The organism is Brevibacterium sp. W7.2 (assembly GCF_018137945.1).
In the GTDB taxonomy this organism is placed as follows: Bacteria; Actinomycetota; Actinomycetes; order Actinomycetales; family Brevibacteriaceae; genus Brevibacterium; species Brevibacterium sanguinis.
This window is the reverse complement of the sequence record NZ_CP073089.1, coordinates 1,666,067-1,683,276: the sequence shown is the minus strand read 5'-3', so window position 1 is coordinate 1,683,276 and position 17,210 is coordinate 1,666,067. Positions and strand designations below refer to the sequence as shown.

Genomic DNA, 17,210 nt, shown 5'->3' with positions numbered 1-17,210 from the left:
GTGAGCACCTATACTCGGGACCAACGACGTCGAAGGGGACTTCATGGCTGCCGCGGAACCGGACGCGCCGAGCGCACTCGAATCGGCCATGCGCCCGCCGTCGGGCACCTATCTTCACCTGAGCAGGAGAATCGTCCTCCGCGTCCTCGCCGGTCTCGTCGTCCTCGCCCTCCTCGCCGTCCTCCTCGGCATCGTCGTCGTCCGCCGTTCCTTTCCCACGACCGACGGTGAGATCAGCCTGCCGGGTCTCGACGCGCAGGTCACCGTGACCCGCGACGGCAGCGGCATCCCGACGATCGAGGCCTCGACCTCCCACGACCTCTTCCTCGCCCAGGGATTCGTCCACGCCCAGGACCGGTTCTGGGAGATGGACTTCCGTCGCAAGGTCACGGCGGGGCGGCTCTCGGAGTACTTCGGTCCCTCGCAGTACGGCACGGATGCCTTCATCCGCACGCTCGGCTGGCGCAAGGTCGCCGAGGAGGAGGTCGCCCAGCTCGATGCGACGACGCTCGGCTATTACGAGGCCTACGCCGAGGGGGTCAACGCCTACCTCAAGGATCGCTCCCCCACCGAGGTCTCCCTCGAATACGGGATCCTCGGTCTCCAGGCCGGACCGATCGAGATCGAGGAGTGGACCCCGGCCGACAGCGTCGCCTGGCTCAAGGCGATGGCGTGGGACCTGCGGTCGAACCTCGAGGACGAGATCGACCGGGCGATCACCAGCGCGGCGCTCACCGAGGAGCAGATGGCCGACATCTACCCTGACTACCCGTACGACGAGCGACCGACGATCATCGACGGCCCGCCCGGTGACGCCCCGGCGGCCCCCGCCGACGATCCCCCCGACGGCCAGTCCGCAACCGGCGGGACCACAGACTCCGGCGACGACCCAGCCACCACCTCGGCGGGACGATCCGGGGACCCGACCACCACCTCGGCGGGACGATCCGGGGACCCGACCACCACCTCGGCGGGACGATCCGGGGACCCGACCACCACCTCGGCGGGGAGATCCGACGACCCGGCCACCACCTCGGCGGGAAACGACAGCGCCCCGAAGGCCGGCGGGTCCCTCACCCCTGACAGCGGGCCCAACGCCGGCCCCGCGTCCAACGGCCCCGCGTCCAACGGCACCCTGCCGGAGGACCTCGGCGAACTCGATGCCCGCCTGCGGGAGATCCCGGGCCTGCTGGGGATGAACAGCCGCGACATCGGATCGAACTCGTGGGTGGTCTCCGGTGCGCTCACGGACACGGGTGCGCCCCTGCTCGCCAACGATCCGCACCTGTCCCCGGCGATGCCCTCGGTCTGGTACCAGGTCGGGCTGAGGTGCTCCCAGGTCACGCCCGCGTGCCCGTTCGACGTCTCGGGATTCTCGTTCTCGGGTCTGCCCGGGGTCGTCATCGGGCACAATCAGTCGATCGCGTGGGGCATGACGAATCTCGGCCCCGATGTCACGGACCTCGTCGTCGAGAAGATCGACGACGCCGACGCGATCTACGACGATGAGAGGGAGCGCGTCGTCACGCGACAGGAGACGATCCGGATCGCGAAGGAGGAGCCGCGGACGATGACGATCTGGGAGACGAAGCACGGCCCGATCGTCTCCGGCCTCGACGACACTTATCGCACGGTCCTCGACTCGACGACCGGAGCGGAGTCCCCGTCGGCCGACAGCGGGTTGGCCGGTGCCCGCTACCAGCTCGCCCTCGAATGGACGGCGCTCACCCCCGGCCGCACCGCCTCGGCGATCTTCGCGCTCAACAAGGCGACGAACTGGGAGGAGTTCCGGGCCGCCGCCGAACTCTTCGACGTGCCCTCCCAGAACCTCGTCTACGCCGACGTCGAAGGCAACATCGGTTACCAGGCGCCGGGGAAGATCCCCCGCCGCGGCACCGCCGACGGCATGCTCCCCCGCCAGGGGTGGGACTCGGACCAGGACTGGCAGGGCTGGATCGGCTTCGACGAGCTGCCCTCGGCCCTCAACCCCGAGCGCGGGTGGATCGTCACCGCGAACAACCCCGTCACCCGACCGGGCGAATCCGTGCGCCTCGGCGACGACTACGACGACGGGGACCGGGCGACCCGGATCACCGATCTCCTCACCGAGGCGATCGCGGCGGGCCCGGTGAGCGCCGACGACTTCGCGGCGATCCAGGGCGATGATCGCAATCCCCTCGCCGACACGCTCGTGCCCCGGCTGCTCGCGCTCGAGGCGAACGGCGACCCCGACATCGAAGCCGCCCAGGAGATGCTGCGGACCTGGGACGGCCGGGATTCCGCAGACAGCGCGGGGGCCGCGTACTTCAACGTCGTCGTCTCGACGATCCTCGCCGAGGTGTTCGCCCCAAAGCTGCCGGCGGAGGTCCGTCCCTCCGGGGGCAGCCGCTGGTATCTCGTCATCGACGATCTGCTCGCCGAACCGGAGTCGCCGTGGTGGACGGACGCCGACGTCACCGGCCGGGACGAAGCGCTCACCCGGGCGCTCGGGTCGGCGTGGACCCGGACCGCCGACCTCCTCGGGCCCGAACCGGTGACCTGGCGATGGGGCACCCTGCACGAGCTGACGATCAAGAACGCCAGCCTCGGCGAATCGGGGATCACCGCGGTGGAGAAGCTCTTCAACCGCGGGCCCTTCGAGGTCTCCGGCGGCTCGGGCGTCGTCAACGCCACCGGGTGGGACGCCGCGGTCGGCTTCGAGACGGACTGGGTGCCGTCGATGCGGCAGATCATCGACGTCGGGGACTTCGACCGCTCGCGGTGGATCAATCTCACCGGGGCCTCGGGTCATGCCTTCAACCCGAACTACGCCGATCAGACGGAGGACTGGGCGGCGAATCGGACCCGGCGGTGGGCGTACTCACCGGCGGCGGTGGCCGCAGCCGCGGAGGACACGCTCGTCCTCACGCCGTGACGGGTGCCGGTGAGGTGCCCCCAGTCGTGGCCCTCAGTCGTGCGGGAGGACCTTCGTCTCGAGGAAGTTCGCGACATCGTCCTCCCAGCGGACGGGGTCGACGTTCCATTCCTTCGTGTGCCGGGCCTTGACGTACGGGGGCATCGTCACGAGGTCGCGCCGGACGGAGGCGAGGGCGTGCGAGGGTGAGGACGGAACGAACTCGTCGTCGTCGGAGTGGATGAGGAGGACGGGCACATCGAGTTCCGCGGCCCGGGTCACCCAGTCCATCCGCCCGAGGTCGAGCGGAGTCTCGAGGCCGGTGATCGGGCGCGCCCACGGCTGAGTGATCATCTCGAGCGTGAGCTTCGCGACCGGGGTCGGGAGCATGTTCTTCTTCGCCTGGCCGTCGAGGACGTTGATCCAGTCGACGACGGGACCGTCGAGGACGAGGGCGGCGATGTGCTCGCGGTTGCGTCCGCGCGAGGCCGCCTGGAAGGCGATCGCCCCGCCCATCGACCAGCCGAAGAGGACGACGTTGCGGGCGCCGTGGGCGAGCGCGAAGTCGATCGCGGCGTCGACGTCGATCCATTCGGTGTCGCCGAGGCCGTAGCGCGAGGAGGACTCGATGCGCACCTCGGCGTCGTTGCGGTAGGACATCGCGATCGCCGGCACGCCGAGCGTGTTGAGCACGGGGGCCGCCCGCAGGCCCTCGGCGCGCGTGCTTGCGCGCCCGTGGATGAGGATCGCCCACGTGTCGCGGGGTTCGGGATGGTCGGTGGGAAGGTGCCAGGCCGGCAGCGTCCCGGCGTCGGATTCGAGGTCGATGTCCTCGAACTTCACCCCCGCCGCGAGCGGGTCCGGGTAGACGACGCCCGTCCAGCGGCCGTGCCGGGCGCGGCGGATGTCGCCCTTGGTCACGCTGACGACCTCACGGGAGACGGTGCGCGAGCGCGGATCGTATTCGACGATGTCGCCGATCACCGCGTGCCCGGCCCCCTGGTTGAAGTAGAGGCCGTAGAGGCCCGGCACCGTCGTCTCCTCGTCGGCCGGGAGGTGGATGCGCATGTTCGGGGAGAAGCCGTCGATGTGGAGGATGTCGAGCTCTTCGGGGGCGTTCTCGGGAACGACGATGCGACGGGCGAAGTACGCGGCGAGTCCCGAGGAAGCCACTGAGATCACAGCGCCGATGCCGGCGCCGACGCCGACTGCGGCCAGCAGCAGGCGCGTGGGGAACTGAGAGTCGCGTGCCATGGTGTCATTCTCTCCCACGGAATGAGATCTCTCCAAACGCTGTTGACCTCATGGAAGAGTCGTGGGCGCCGCAGCGTCGGGCCCGGACCGTCCCGGTGGTGGGACAATGGACACCACCGCACCGAGCAATGAGACCGGAGGTCACCATGAGCCACACTCCCACCCCCGCCGCTGACGGCACCGAGGAGGTCCGCTGGCAGGACGTGCTCACCCCCGAGGAGTTCGCCGTCCTCCGTCAGGGTGCCACGGAGCGTCCGTTCACCGGCGAGTACAACGACACGACGACGGTGGGCATGTACCAGTGTCGGGCGTGCGGGGCCGACCTGTTCCCCTCGGACACGAAGTTCGCCTCGCACTGCGGGTGGCCCTCGTTCTACGCTCCGCTCGCCGAGGATCGGGTCCGCTACATCAGGGACACCTCGATGGGCATGGAGCGCGTCGAGGTCCGCTGCGCGAACTGCGACTCCCACTTGGGCCACGTGTTCTCCGGTGAGGGCTACGACACCCCCACCGATCAGCGCTACTGCATCAACTCGATCTCGCTGCGGCTCAACGAGGACGCGCAGGACGCGTAAGTGAGCGGGCTCGTCATCAAGCCGTTCGCGGAGCTGACGACGGCCGAGCTCTACGGCATCCTCCAGCTGCGCTCCCAGGTCTTCGTCGTCGAGCAGGACTGCGTGTTCCTCGACCTCGACGGGGTCGACACCCTGCCGGGCACGCTCCATGCGTTCCATCCCGGCGACGGCGGGACGGTCCCCGACTCCCACGGCGCCGAGGCGGGGGTGAGCCTGATGCCGCGCGCGTACGCCCGCATCCTCCCGGAGGGATTCGCCGACGGGCCGGCCGCGGTGCCGGGGGCGCGCAGCATCGGCCGGGTCGTCACGGATCCGGCCGCCCGCGGTCAGGGGTGGGGCAGGCGGCTCATCGCCGAGGTGGTCGCCGAGTTCGCGCATCTGCCGCTCACGCTCAACGCCCAGTCCCATCTCGAGGGGTTCTACACCGAGTTCGGCTTCGCCCCGAACGGTCCCCGCTTCGACGAGGACGGCATCGAGCACACGCCGATGTCGCGGCCTCAGACCCCGGCTCACTGACGGTTCGTCGCCCTGGGGCCCTGGACCGCCCGGGCCGGAAGTCTACGAGGCCGCTGAGGAATCCCTCGCGTTCGAGGCGTCGACGGCGGCGATGATCCGGGTCATCGTCGCATGGAGATCGCGCACCCCCGCCTCGTCGATGTCGAGCTTGGCCATCATCTGGCCGGGAATCGCCTCGGCGGCCCGGCGCAGATCGGCACCGGTCGGGGTGAGCGTGACCTCGACGACGCGCTCGTCGCTGGCGCTGCGCGCACGCGTGACGTAGTCGAGGGCCTCGAGTCGCTTGACGAGCGGTGAGACCGTCGCCGGTTCGAGGCGGAGCAGCTCGGCGATGCGGCGGACCGGCAAGCTGCCGTGCTGCCAGAGGGCGAGCATGACGAGGTACTGCGGGTGGGTGAGGCGCAGCGGCTCGAGCACCGACCGATACGCGGAGATCACCCCGCGCGAGGCGACGGCGAGTGCGAAGCAGATCTGGCTCTCGAGAGCCAGCGGATCGTCCAGGTCCATGAGTGTCCTCCCACAATTAGTTAGCGCACTAATCTTCAGTGTACTATTGAGTTATCAGTTTCGTCGCATCCACCGGGACCGTCCCGGCGCGATCCTGTCGAGGAGGACCTCCATGACCGAGCACCACGATCCCCAGCGCCGCGTCGCCTGGCTCAACTCCTTCTTCCGCCGCATCGTCGGCCCTGCGCAGGTCGACAGCTCGCGCCCCGGCGGGTACTTCGAGGACGAGCACCTGCGCCATGAGCGCCTCGACGCCCTCGGCCTCGAGATGCGCACCGACGCCGCCGGTCACTCCTACGTCGTCGCGAAGACCCCGCAGCCGCCGACCGACGACTGAGGCCCGGCTCCCCCGCCAGCCCGGCGCGCACACGGCGCCGCTCCCCGCCTGCCCCCGCGCCAACGCTCCCCCGCACCGACGCGCATAAGCGCTCAAGCAAACAAGCGCACAAACACCGACGCGCATGAGGCCGACACTCCTATCGAGTGTCGGCCTCATGCGCGTCTGCGGTGCTCAGCGCCAGTCGGTGATGATGTCGACGAGCTCGCGGCGCGGTCCCGTGTAGAACGGGATCTCCTCGCGCACGTGCCGCCGCGCCTCGGTGTTGCGCAGGTCGCGCATGAGGTCGACGATGCGGTGGAGCTCCTCGGCCTCGAAGGAGAGCAGCCATTCGTAGTCGCCGAGGGCGAAGGCCGAGATCGTGTTCGCCTTGATGTCCTTGTAGCCGGCCGCCGCGATCCCGTGGTCGCGCAGCATCGTCGACCGCTCGCCCGGGTCGAGGAGGTACCAGTCGTAGGACCGGACGAACGGGTAGACGCAGATGTAGGAGCCGGGCTGGTCGTCGGTGAGGAGGGCCGGCAGGTGGGCCTTGTTGAACTCGGCGGGACGGTGGAGTCCGACGACCGACCACACGGGTTCGAGGATCCCGCCGAGCAGGGTCCGGCGGATCGCCGAGTACGCGGCCTGGATGAGCTCGATCGTCGGGGCGTGGTACCAGAACATGACGTCGGCGTCGGCGCGCAGGGCGGAGACGTCGTAGACGCCGCGGACGACGAGCCCCTGCTCGATGAGCGGGGCGAGCGCCTCGTCGACCTCGGCGGCCAGCGGCGCCCGGTCGGCGTCGCCGAGCTCACCGGCGGCGGCGAAGACCGAGTACGCGATGTAGCGGATCTCCTGGTTGGCCTGCTCGATCTGTTCCTCGGTGGGTTGCGTGTAGTCGCTCACAGCGTCTCCTTCGTCTCGGTTGGGTGGTGGTCTGCTGGCCGGCTCAGCCTCTGCGCGACGGTCTCGGCGCGGGCGAGGCAGGCGGGGATGCCGACTCCGGCGTACGTCGAGCCGACGACTTCGAGGCCGGGGATCGTCCCGATATCGGCGTCGAGGTCCGCCATCGCGCCGAGGTGGCCCGGCAGGTACTGCGGCAGCGCATCGTCCCAGCGCTGCACCTGGCTGACGATGATCCGATCGCCGGAGCGTCCGGTGATCTCCTGCCAGTCGGCGAAGGCGCGGTCGCGCAGCGCCGTGTCGTCGAGCTCCTGCCACGTGCCGGGGGCGTCGCCGAAGCGTCCGACGCTCATCCGGATGAGCGCGGTGCCCTCGGGGAGGCGGTCGGCGAGCCACGGCCATTTGTTCGACGCGAACGTCGAGGCCTTGATGAACGTGTCCGCCGCCGCCGGCACGAGGAATCCCGAGCCCGTCAGCGGTCCGTCGCCGAGGTCGAGGAGGGCGACGACGAGCGCGGTCGAGGCGTAGGGCACCGCACGGAGCCGGCGGGCGGGACCGGGGGCCGCCTCGGCGAGCAGTCCGGCCGTGACCGGCGCGGGCGTGGCGAGGACGACGGTGTCGGCGGTGTGTGCACCGTCCGGTGTCGTCACCGTCCAGGTCCCGTCGTCGCGGCGCTCCACGGCGGTGACCGGGGAGTGCGTGCGGATCCGCCCGCCGGCCGCGGTGATCGCAGACTCGAGGGCGGGGATGAGGCGGCTGATGCCGCCGACGAGGGACATGAACACCGGTGCGGCGGCGTCGGACGCCGCGGCCTGCTCGTCGCGGGCGGCAAGCAGGGCGGTGACGAGATCGAGCACCGAGGTGCCCGCGGCGGCCGCGGGCAGGAGCGCGGGCACCGTGGCGGCCAGCGACAGGTCGCGGCACCGGCCGGCATAGACCCCGCTGAGCAGCGGATCGACGAGCGTGTCGACGAGGTCGTCGCCGAGGCGGGCGGCGAGGAACTCCCCCACCGAGGTGTCGGGGTCGGCCAGCGCGGGGGTGAGAACTTCGGCGGCGATGCGCGCGGTGGCGGCGTCGCCGAGGAGGTCGCGGACGACCTCGGGGTCACCGGGCACGCCCATGATCGTGCGCTTCGGGATCGCCTGGAGGCGACCGGCGGCGAGCACCTGCGAGGAGTGGTGGGGCGAGGGGAACTCGAGGTCGAGGCCGAGTTCGGCGGCGAGCTCCCGGGTCTCGGGACGGCGGACGAGGCTCGCCTCGGCGCCGAGGTCGAGACCGACCCCGACGTGGCCGCCGAGCGTCGTCGACTTCAGGCATCCGCCGAGGCGGTCGCCGGCCTCGAGCACGGTGACCTCATGTGCGGCGGCAAGGCGGTGAGCGACGGCGAGCCCGGAGATGCCCCCGCCGACGATCGTCATCCTGCTCATCGGGTGCCTGCCGCCTCCTCGGCGATGAGCTGCTGCGAGAGACGGTGCACCTCGGCGACGATCCGACCGGGCACCTCCGGGTCGGTGTCGGGCAGGACCCCGTGCCCGAGGTTGAAGACGAAGCCCGCATCGTGGGCGAGACCGGCGCGGACGATGTCCTCGACCCGCGGGGCCAGGGCCTCCCACGGAGCGAAGAGCAGCGCCGGGTCGAGGTTGCCCTGGAGGGCCTGGCCGGGACGCACCCGGGTCGCGGCATCGGCGAGGTCGACGCGGAAGTCGACGCCCATCGCACTCGACCCGGCCTCGGCCATCGAGGAGAGCAGCTCACCGGTCTGGACGCCGAAGTGGATGCTCGGGACCTCGTGGGCGGCCAGGGCGGAGAACACTGCGGTCGAGTGCTCGAGGACGTGGTCGACGTAGTCGCGGCGGCTGAGGTAGCCCGCCCACGAGTCGAAGAGCTGGAAGGCACTGGCCCCGGCGGACAGCTGGACGTCGATGAACGTCGCGGAGATGCGGGCGAGCTTCTCCAGCAGCCGGGAGAACGTCTCCGGGTCGGAGATCATCAGCGACTTCGTCTTCTCATGGTTCTTGCTCGGGCCGCCCTCGATGAGATAGCTCGCGAGAGTGAAGGGGGCGCCGGCGAAACCGATGAGCGGCGTCGCCTCCCCGAGTTCGGCGGTGATGCGCCCGATCGATTCGGCGATGTCGGGAATGTCGGCCGGATCGAGCTCCGGCAGCGCGTCGACATCGGCGCGCGAACGGATCGGCGAGGCGAGGACGGGCCCGCGCCCGGCGACGATCTCGACGTCGACGCCGGCGGCCTGGAGCGGCACGACGATGTCGGAGAAGAAGATCGCGGCGTCGACTCCGTGCCGGCGCACCGGCTGCAGCGTGATCTCCGTGACGAGTTCCGGGTCGCGGCACGAGGCGAGCATCGAGGTGCCCTGGCGCAGCTCACGGTACTCGGGCAGCGACCGCCCGGCCTGACGCATGAACCAGACGGGGGTGTGGTCGACAGGCTCTCCCCGGAGAGCGGCGAGCAAGGTTGAGGTCATGGGCCCATCCTCCCATTCCCGTGCCCCGCACGCCCAACCGGGAACGGTTTCAAGACGGCGCGTCTTGCGGATTCTTCGCCGCCTGCGCGGCGTGGATGATTCCCCCACAGCATCCGCTGTTCTATCGTGACCAGTGTGGTCAACACCTCACCTCTCAACCGGATTCCGGCGGAGTTCTCCGCCGTGACAGCGGTCCTGCGCGAAGCGCGGAACACGAACAACGTCTCGATCTCGGAGATCCCCGCGCCGGCGAAGCTCGCGCCGTACTCGTACGCCCTCGGCGCCGAGGTCACCGCCGATGAGACCTTCCTCTCCGCGAGCGGGGAGTCCATCGAGGAGCTTGCGACCGGACGCATCGTCGTCCTCTTCGATCCCGAGTCCCCCGCGGAATGGGAAGGCAAGTTCCGGATCGTGTCCTACATCCGGGCGGAGCTCGAACACGAACTCGGCAATGAGACGATGCTCGGCCATGTCGCCTGGTCATGGCTCGAGGACGCGCTCGATTCCAATGACTGCGAGGTCGTCGCGGCGGGCGGGACGACGACGCGAGTGCTCTCGGAGAGCTTCGGCACCCTGGCGACGAGGCCGGCGACGATAGACTTGGAGCTGCGCGCCTCGTGGACCCCGATCATCGGCCGCCCCGATGAGATCGGCAACCACCTCGAGGCGTGGATCGATCTGCTGTGCACAGTCGCCGGACTGCCGCCTCTGCCTGAAGGAGTATCAGCCCTGCCCGGGCGCCGTCGATGACTACCGAACCACCGCTCCTGACCGCCCCCGCCCACGGGGTCCCCCCGCTCACCGACACCGCCGCGGGACTCGCCGATGCCGCGACCGCGCTGTCAGCGGTGACCGGGCCGATCGCCATCGACGCCGAACGCGCCTCGGGGATCCGCTACGGCCAGCGCGCCTTCCTCGTCCAGCTGCGCCGCGAGGGTGCGGGCACGTTCCTCCTCGACTCCGAGGTCCTCGGCGACCTCTCCTCGCTCAACCCCGCGCTCGGATCCGATGAGTGGGTCATCCACTCCGTCACCCAGGATCTGCCGTGCCTCCAGGAGCGGGGCATGGTGCCCGCCGCCCTCTTCGACACCGAGCTCGCCGCCCGTCTCCTCGGGTGGGAGAAGTTCGGCCTCGCCGCGGTCGCCGAGGCCACCCTGGGGATCCGGTTGGCCAAGGAGCACTCCGCGGCGGACTGGTCGACGCGCCCTTTGCCGGAGGAATGGCTCAACTACGCCGCCCTCGATGTCGAGGTGCTCGTGCCGATCCGCGACATCCTCGCCGAGGAGCTGCGGCAGGCGGGCAAGTGGGAGTTCGCGCAGCAGGAGTTCGCACACCTGCTGTCGTTCACGCCGAAGGTCCACGCCGAGCCGTGGCGGCGCACGAGCGGCGTCGCGAAGCTGGGGTCCCGGGCGGAGCTCGCGAAGGTGCGCGCCCTCTGGGAGGCCCGGGACGCGATGGCCGCCGAGACCGATCTCGCCCCGTCGAAGGTGCTCCGCGACCGTGAGCTCATCGATCTCGCACGGGCGCGGGTGCGCTCGAGCGATGACATCCTCGACCGCTGGCCGCGCCTGTCCCGCACGGAGTCGGTGCGCCTCTTCCGCGCGCTGCGCCGGGCCGGACAGCTGACCCCGGAGGAGCTGCCGCCGAAGCGGGAGCGGAGCAGCCTGCCGCGTTCGCCGTTCAGCCACACGGAGCTCAAGGAGCGCACCGCCGCCCTGCGGACCGCTGTCGCCGAGGTGGCCGCGGCACACACGATGCCCCACGAGGTGCTCCTCCAGCCGGCGATCGTCAAGTCGCTCGCGGCCTCGGGCCGCACCGACGTCGCGGAGTTCCTCACGGAGCACGGGGCGCGGCCGTGGCAGGTCGAGCTGACGACTCCCGCGCTGAGCGCGGCGCTCGCAGCGCTTCCGCTGCCGTGAGCGCACCCGAGCTCGTCCTCATGGTCGGGCAGGTCGGGGCCGGGAAGACGACACGGGCCAAGGAGCTCGCGGCGGCGCTGCCGGCGGTGCGGCTGACCCCCGATGAGTGGATGCGACCGCTCTTCGGCGACCCGGAGGCCGACGGGATGCGCACCGTCGTCGAAGGCCGACTCATCACCACGGCCGTCGAGATCCTGCGCGCCGGGGCCTCCGTCGTCCTCGACTTCGGACTGTGGACCCGTGACGAGCGGATCGCGCTGAGCTGGCTTGCCGGCACCGTCGGGGCACGGACTCGCACGGAGTACCTCGCCATCGATCCCGCGCAGCAGGCGGCCCGCGTCGCGGAGCGCGGCAGGAGCGACAGCACCGCGTGGCCGGTCACGCAGGACGCGCTCGATGAGTGGCGGACTCTGCTCGAGGAGCCCACCCCGGCCGAGGCCGCCGGCGATTTCGGACCGCGGGCGACAGCGGACTGGGGCGACTGGATCGCCCGGAAGTGGCCGAGCGCCCTCGCCGAGGTCTAGCGGGTCGGCTCACGCGCCTCGGCGGGTGCCCCGTTCTGCCCGACTGCGCACCTCGGCGGGGAGGATGTTGACGATCTCGGCGACCATCGAATCGACGTCGAGGCCGACGTATTCGAGGATCTCGTCGCGGGTGCCCTGCGGCAGGAATTCGTCCGGGGCCCCGAGTTCGACGACGCCGATCCGGGAGTCCGCAGCCCGCAGGTCGCTGCGGATGCGGGAGCCGATGCCGCCGAGGCGCACTCCGTCCTCGATGACGGCGACCTGGGAGTGCTCCATCGCGAGGTCGATGACGTCGGTGGGCACCGGCAGGACCCAGCGGGGGTCGATGATCGTCGCGGTGATGCCCTCGGCGGCCAGCGCCTCGGCGACCTCATGGGCGCGGGAGGCGAAGGGGCCGACGGAGACGATGAGGACGTCCTTGGGCTCGCCCTCGGGGATCTCGCGGAGGACGTCGACGCCGCCTGTGGTCCGGCGCACCGCGGGCACGTCGGCGCCGACGCTGCCGCGGGGGAAGCGGATGACGGTCGGTGCGTCGGAGACGGCGACGGCTTCGCGCAGCTCCTCGGTCAGCCGGGCGCCGTCGCGGGGGGCGGCGAGCTGGAGGCCGGGGACGATGCGCAGCATCGCCATGTCCCACACCCCGTGGTGGCTCGCCCCGTCGGGTCCGGTGATGCCGGCCCGGTCGAGGACAAAGGTCACGCCCTGTCCGTGGAGGGCGACGTCCATGAGGATCTGGTCGAAGGCGCGGTTGAGGAACGTCGCGTAGATGCAGACGATGGGGTGGAGTCCGCCGTACGCGAGTCCCGCCGCCGAGGTGACGGCGTGCTGTTCGGCGATCCCGACGTCGAAGACGCGCTCGGGGTAGGTTTCGGCGAACTTCGCGAGTCCCACCGGCAGGAGCATCGCGGCGGTGACGGCGACGACGTCGTCGCGGTCGCGGGCGATCTCGAGGACCTCGTCACCGAAGACGGAGGTCCACGAGGTCTGCTTCGACGGGGTCGAGCGGCCGGTCACGGGATCGATGACCCCGACGGAGTGGAACTGGTCGGCGTCGTCGTTGACGGCCGGGTCGTAGCCCTGCCCCTTCTGCGTGATCATATGGACGATGACGGGACCGCCCTCGTACTGCTTGGCCCGGGCCAGGGCCTTCTCGACGCCGGCGAGGTCGTGACCGTCGACGGGGCCGAGGTATTTGATGCCGAGTTCGTCGAACATGCCCGTCTGCTCGGCGCTGACCATGTCCTTGAGGCCGCGCTTGACGCCGTGGATCGCGGAGTAGGCGGCGCGGCCGGGTGCACCGGACTGCTGGAGCGTCGACTTGCCCCACGAGAGGAGCTTCTCGTAGCTCGTCATCGTCCGCAGGTCGTCGAGGTGGGCGGCGAATCCGCCGACGGTCGGGGCGTAGGAGCGCCCGTTGTCGTTGACGACGATGATGAGCTTGCGCGGCGGCGTCGAGGTGTCGGCGGCGATCGTGTTGAGCGCCTCCCAGGCCATGCCGCCGGTCAGGGCCCCGTCGCCGATGACGGCGACGACGTGGCGGTCGCTCTCCCCCTTGAGCTGGTGGGCCTTGGCGATGCCGTCGGCCCACGACAGGGACGCCGAGGCGTGGGAGTTCTCGATGACGTCGTGGTCGCTCTCGGCACGGCTCGGGTACCCGGAGAGGCCGTGCCGCTGGCGCAGCGTGCCGAAGTCGGCCATCCGGCCGGTGAGCAGCTTGTGGACGTACGTCTGGTGGCCGACGTCGAAGAGGATCGTGTCGCGCGGGGAGTCGAAGACCCGGTGCAGTCCCATCGTGAGTTCGACGACGCCGAGGTTGGGGCCGAGATGGCCTCCCGTGCCGGCGACCGTGGTGACGAGGAAGTCCCGGATCTCCTTCGCGAGCACCTCGCACTCGGCCGCATCGAGTCCGCGCAGATCCGCAGGACTCTCGATCGACTCAAGGAATGTCATGCGGCCTCGCTTTTGGGATGTGACGACGGACGATGCGCATCGTCCGCCGAGGGTACGGCTGTTTCCACTCGGAACATTTTAGCGCGTTCCCAAGCCGCAACCCAGCTTGTGGGTGAGGATGTTCCGTCGGTCACAGCTCTCGACGCGAACGTCCCCCGTCACGACTCCGGGAAGGAGTCGGGACGGGGGACGCTGCCAGCGGACAGATCAGGCCGTCGCGAGCTGCCGCAGCACGTACTGCAGGATGCCGCCGTTGCGGTAGTAGTCGGCCTCACCCGGGGTGTCGATGCGGACCACGGCGTCGAAGTCGACGGTCGTGCCGTCGTCCTTCGTCGCGGTGACCTTGACTGTCTTCGGGGTGGTGCCCTCGTTGAGCTCGGTGACACCGGAGATCGAGAACGTCTCGGTGCCGTCGAGGCCCAGCGAGTCCGCGGACTCTCCGGCGGGGAACTGGAGCGGGAGGACGCCCATGCCGATGAGGTTCGAGCGGTGGATGCGTTCGAAGCTCTCGGCGATGACCGCGCGGACGCCGAGCAGCTTCGTGCCCTTGGCCGCCCAGTCGCGCGAGGATCCCGAACCGTACTCCTTGCCGCCGAGGACGACGAGCGGAATGCCGGCATTCTGGTAGTTGACCGACGCGTCGTAGATCGTCGTCTGCGGGGCGCCCTCCTGCGTGAAGTCACGCGTGAAGCCGCCCTGGACGCCGTCGAGGAGCTGGTTGGCCAGGCGGATGTTCGCGAACGTGCCGCGGATCATCACCTCGTGGTTGCCGCGGCGCGAGCCGTAGGAGTTGAAGTCCTTGCGCTCGACGCCGTGGTCGATGAGGTACTTGCCGGCCGGGGTGTCGGCCTTGAAGGAGCCGGCGGGCGAGATGTGGTCGGTCGTCACCGAGTCGCCGAGCTTCGCGAGCACCCGGGCGCCCTCGATGTCGGTGACCGGCACGGTCTCGAGCGTCATGCCGTCGAAGTAGTTCGGCTTGCGCACGTAGGTCGACTTCTCGTCCCATTCGAAGATCGCGCCCTCGGGCGTCTGCAGCGCCTGCCAGCGCTCGTCGCCGTCGAAGATCCGCCCGTACTCGGTGTCGAACATATCGGTCGAGATCGAGGAGTCGATGACCGCCTGGACCTCTTCCGGCGAGGGCCAGAGATCCTTGAGGTAGACGTCGACGCCGTCCTTGTCTTGGCCCAGGGGCTGGTTCTCGAAGTCGAAGTCCATCGTCCCGGCCAGCGCGTAGGCGATGACGAGCGGCGGCGAGGCGAGGTAGTTCATCTTCACATCGGGGCTGATGCGGCCCTCGAAGTTGCGGTTGCCCGAGAGCACCGCGGTGACGGCGAGGTCGTTGTCCTGGATGCTCTCGGAGATCTCGGCATCGAGGGGGCCCGAGTTGCCGATGCACGTCGTGCAGCCGTAGCCGACGACGAAGAAGTTGAGCGCCTCGAGGTCCTCGATGAGCCCGGCCTTCGTGTAGTAGTCGGTGACGACCTTCGAGCCCGGGGCGATCGACGTCTTCACCCACGGCTTCGAGTTGAGTCCGCGCTCCCGGGCGTTGCGGGCGAGCAGACCCGCGGCGAGCATGACCGAGGGGTTCGAGGTGTTCGTGCACGAGGTGATCGAGGCGATCGCCACGGCGCCGTTGGCAAGTTCGAAGTTCCGTCCGTCGCCGGTCGACACGGGAGCCGACTTCGACTCCTCGCCGGGAGCGGCGTAGTTGTGGATGTCCTTGGCGAACTGGCTCTTGGCGTCGGAGAGCTCGATGCGGTCCTGCGGGCGCTTCGGACCCGAGATCGAGGGCACGACGGTGGAGAGGTCGAGCTCGAGGTACTCGGAGTAGGCGACCTCGTTGGCCGGATCGTGCCAGAGTCCCTGGGTCTTCGCGTAGTCCTCGACGAGCTGGATCTGCTCGGGCGAGCGACCCGTGAGCTTGAGGTAGTCGATCGTCACGTCGTCGATCGGGAAGATCGCGGCGGTTGAGCCGAACTCGGGGCTCATGTTGCCGATCGTCGCACGGTTGGCCAGCGGCACCGAGGCCACGCCCTCACCGTAGAACTCGACGAACTTGCCGACGACACCGTGCTGGCGGAGCATGTCGGTGATCGTGAGGACGACGTCGGTGGCGGTCACGCCCGAGGGGATCTCCCCGGTGAGCTTGAAGCCGACGACGCGGGGGATGAGCATCGAGACGGGCTGGCCGAGCATGGCCGCCTCGGCCTCGATGCCGCCGACGCCCCAGCCGAGGACGCCGAGGCCGTTGACCATCGTCGTGTGCGAGTCGGTGCCGACGAGCGTGTCGGGGTAGGCGCGCAGCACCCCGCCGACCTCACGCGGCATGACGACGCGGGCGAGGTATTCGATGTTGACCTGGTGGACGATGCCCATGCCGGGGGGAACGACCTTGAAGTCGTCGAACGCGGTCTGGCCCCAGCGGAGGAACTGGTAGCGCTCGCCGTTGCGCTGGTATTCGATGTCCATGTTGCGCTCGATCGAATCGGCGGTGCCGAACGAGTCGATCTGGACGGAGTGGTCGATGACGAGTTCGGCCGGGGCGAGCGGGTTGACCTTGTCCGGGTCTCCGCCGAGCTCGGCGACCTTCTCGCGCATCGTGGCGAGGTCGACGATGCAGGGCACACCGGTGAAGTCCTGCATGACGACGCGGGCGGGGGTGAACTGGATCTCCGTGCTCGGATCGGCGCCCGGATCCCAGCTCGCGAGGGCCTTGATGTGGTCCTCGGTGATGTTGGCACCGTCTTCGGTGCGCAGCAGGTTCTCGAGCAGCACCTTGAGGCTGAAGGGAAGCTTCTCCGAGCCCTCGACCTGATCGAGGCGATAGATCTCGTAGTCCGTATCGCCCACGGTCAGGGTGCTCTTCGATTTGAACGTATCGACGTTGCTCATCGTGATTCTCCTGTTTCATTCGACACTCATCCAAGAAACCGGGCGTTCGGCCCTGCGCGCGCACCGATTTACGCGACACAAATGTTTCCAAAAGTATCTTGACGTCAAGATAAATTCTAGCGCATTCGACCGCGCTTGACCACCACCGCGACACCCCACCGCCTCGGGTTTTCCACCCGTCGGTCTCCGGTTGGCACCACAGCGCCGCGGACGTCCGCGATCCTATTCTGGAGGCGGACATCACCCATCTCCGCGCCTGTCGCGGACCACGTCAAGGAGTCCCCATGGACCCGTTCACACTGGGCGCCGGCTTCGGCTTCGGCGCGCTCCTCGTCGGCATCATCTTCGCCGTCATCTGCAATGCGCTGGCGAAGGAGAAGGGCCGCTCCGCCGGCTGGTGGGGCCTGCTCGGCTTCCTCACGACCTTCCTCGCCCTCATCGTCCTCGTCCTCCTGCCCGCGAGGACCCGGATCGCCTGA

General features: G+C 69.7%; 15 protein-coding genes. 8 read left to right on the top strand and 7 right to left on the bottom strand.

The window, feature by feature from the left end; genetic code table 11:
* Positions 1-43 precede the first annotated feature (43 nt).
* Positions 44-2,914 carry a penicillin acylase family protein gene (locus J9315_RS07480; RefSeq protein ID WP_198498962.1) on the top strand — a complete coding sequence of 957 codons (2,871 nt, stop codon included), beginning with the start codon at positions 44-46 and terminating at the stop codon, positions 2,912-2,914.
* Between the two features lie 33 nt (positions 2,915-2,947).
* Here J9315_RS07480 and J9315_RS07475 read toward each other — a convergent pair whose 3' ends face one another.
* Positions 2,948-4,147 carry an alpha/beta fold hydrolase gene (locus J9315_RS07475; protein ID WP_198498963.1) on the bottom strand — a complete coding sequence of 400 codons (1,200 nt, stop codon included), beginning with the start codon at positions 4,145-4,147 and terminating at the stop codon, positions 2,948-2,950.
* Between the two features lie 146 nt (positions 4,148-4,293).
* Here J9315_RS07475 and msrB point away from each other — a divergent pair, with 146 nt between their 5' ends.
* Positions 4,294-4,722, top strand: coding sequence for a peptide-methionine (R)-S-oxide reductase MsrB (gene msrB / locus J9315_RS07470; protein WP_198498964.1), 429 nt, complete (start codon positions 4,294-4,296; stop codon positions 4,720-4,722).
* Positions 4,723-5,238, top strand: a complete 516-nt coding sequence (locus J9315_RS07465) for a GNAT family N-acetyltransferase (RefSeq protein ID WP_198498965.1) — start codon at positions 4,723-4,725, stop codon at positions 5,236-5,238.
* Between the two features lie 42 nt (positions 5,239-5,280).
* Here the strand turns inward: J9315_RS07465 and J9315_RS07460 are convergent, their stop codons facing one another.
* The gene (locus tag J9315_RS07460) at positions 5,281-5,745 is read right to left on the bottom strand and encodes a MarR family transcriptional regulator (protein ID WP_198498966.1); all 465 of its coding nucleotides are present in this window, start codon (positions 5,743-5,745) and stop codon (positions 5,281-5,283) included.
* A gap of 112 nt (positions 5,746-5,857) precedes the next feature.
* Here J9315_RS07460 and J9315_RS07455 point away from each other — a divergent pair, with 112 nt between their 5' ends.
* Complete coding sequence (locus tag J9315_RS07455) at positions 5,858-6,082, top strand: hypothetical protein (RefSeq protein WP_198498967.1); 225 nt, start codon at positions 5,858-5,860, stop codon at positions 6,080-6,082.
* Between the two features lie 174 nt (positions 6,083-6,256).
* On the opposite strand, the gene hemQ is transcribed toward J9315_RS07455, so the two are convergent.
* Genes hemQ through hemE form a run of 3 tightly spaced genes read right to left on the bottom strand, consistent with a single transcriptional unit; the run spans position 6,257 to position 9,446 of the window.
* The gene (gene hemQ, locus J9315_RS07450; protein WP_198498968.1) at positions 6,257-6,967 is read right to left on the bottom strand and encodes a hydrogen peroxide-dependent heme synthase; all 711 of its coding nucleotides are present in this window, start codon (positions 6,965-6,967) and stop codon (positions 6,257-6,259) included.
* The gene (hemG, locus tag J9315_RS07445) at positions 6,964-8,391 is read right to left on the bottom strand and encodes a protoporphyrinogen oxidase (RefSeq protein ID WP_198498969.1); all 1,428 of its coding nucleotides are present in this window, start codon (positions 8,389-8,391) and stop codon (positions 6,964-6,966) included. Before hemG ends, hemQ begins: the two co-directional genes overlap by 4 nt.
* Complete coding sequence (gene hemE / locus J9315_RS07440) at positions 8,388-9,446, bottom strand: uroporphyrinogen decarboxylase (RefSeq protein WP_198498970.1); 1,059 nt, start codon at positions 9,444-9,446, stop codon at positions 8,388-8,390. Before hemE ends, hemG begins: the two co-directional genes overlap by 4 nt.
* A gap of 135 nt (positions 9,447-9,581) precedes the next feature.
* On the opposite strand from hemE, the gene J9315_RS07435 reads away from it, so the two are divergent.
* The 3 genes from J9315_RS07435 to J9315_RS07425 are packed head-to-tail and all read left to right on the top strand — an operon-like array spanning position 9,582 to position 11,889.
* Positions 9,582-10,196: a DUF3000 domain-containing protein gene (locus tag J9315_RS07435; protein ID WP_198500986.1), complete on the top strand. Its 615-nt coding sequence runs from the start codon at positions 9,582-9,584 to the stop codon at positions 10,194-10,196.
* Positions 10,193-11,365, top strand: a complete 1,173-nt coding sequence (locus J9315_RS07430) for an HRDC domain-containing protein (protein WP_198498971.1) — start codon at positions 10,193-10,195, stop codon at positions 11,363-11,365. The genes J9315_RS07435 and J9315_RS07430 overlap by 4 nt, the downstream gene beginning before the upstream one ends.
* On the top strand, positions 11,362-11,889 hold the full coding sequence (locus tag J9315_RS07425) for an ATP-binding protein (protein WP_232623617.1): 528 nt from the start codon (positions 11,362-11,364) through the stop codon (positions 11,887-11,889). Before J9315_RS07430 ends, J9315_RS07425 begins: the two co-directional genes overlap by 4 nt.
* A gap of 9 nt (positions 11,890-11,898) precedes the next feature.
* Here the strand turns inward: J9315_RS07425 and dxs are convergent, their stop codons facing one another.
* Together dxs and acnA are read right to left on the bottom strand one after the other, a co-directional pair.
* Positions 11,899-13,839: a 1-deoxy-D-xylulose-5-phosphate synthase gene (gene dxs, locus J9315_RS07420; RefSeq protein ID WP_198498972.1), complete on the bottom strand. Its 1,941-nt coding sequence runs from the start codon at positions 13,837-13,839 to the stop codon at positions 11,899-11,901.
* Between the two features lie 207 nt (positions 13,840-14,046).
* Positions 14,047-16,731 (bottom strand): aconitate hydratase AcnA, encoded by a 2,685-nt coding sequence (gene acnA / locus J9315_RS07415; RefSeq protein WP_211979152.1) that lies wholly within the window; start codon positions 16,729-16,731, stop codon positions 14,047-14,049.
* A 284-nt stretch (positions 16,732-17,015) separates the two neighbouring features.
* Here acnA and J9315_RS07410 point away from each other — a divergent pair, with 284 nt between their 5' ends.
* A complete protein-coding gene (locus J9315_RS07410; RefSeq protein ID WP_198498973.1) occupies positions 17,016-17,210 on the top strand; it encodes a hypothetical protein in 195 nt (64 codons plus the stop codon).

Coding starts and splice junctions, on each gene's coding strand:
- J9315_RS07480 (WP_198498962.1), top strand. CDS start 44: ATGGCTGCCGCGGAACCGGACGCGCCGAGCGCACTCGAATCGGCCATG.
- J9315_RS07475 (WP_198498963.1), bottom strand. CDS start 4,147: ATGGCACGCGACTCTCAGTTCCCCACGCGCCTGCTGCTGGCCGCAGTC.
- msrB (WP_198498964.1), top strand. CDS start 4,294: ATGAGCCACACTCCCACCCCCGCCGCTGACGGCACCGAGGAGGTCCGC.
- J9315_RS07460 (WP_198498966.1), bottom strand. CDS start 5,745: ATGGACCTGGACGATCCGCTGGCTCTCGAGAGCCAGATCTGCTTCGCA.
- J9315_RS07455 (WP_198498967.1), top strand. CDS start 5,858: ATGACCGAGCACCACGATCCCCAGCGCCGCGTCGCCTGGCTCAACTCC.
- hemG (WP_198498969.1), bottom strand. CDS start 8,391: ATGAGCAGGATGACGATCGTCGGCGGGGGCATCTCCGGGCTCGCCGTC.
- hemE (WP_198498970.1), bottom strand. CDS start 9,446: ATGACCTCAACCTTGCTCGCCGCTCTCCGGGGAGAGCCTGTCGACCAC.
- J9315_RS07430 (WP_198498971.1), top strand. CDS start 10,193: ATGACTACCGAACCACCGCTCCTGACCGCCCCCGCCCACGGGGTCCCC.
- dxs (WP_198498972.1), bottom strand. CDS start 13,839: ATGACATTCCTTGAGTCGATCGAGAGTCCTGCGGATCTGCGCGGACTC.
- acnA (WP_211979152.1), bottom strand. CDS start 16,731: ATGAGCAACGTCGATACGTTCAAATCGAAGAGCACCCTGACCGTGGGC.
- J9315_RS07410 (WP_198498973.1), top strand. CDS start 17,016: ATGGACCCGTTCACACTGGGCGCCGGCTTCGGCTTCGGCGCGCTCCTC.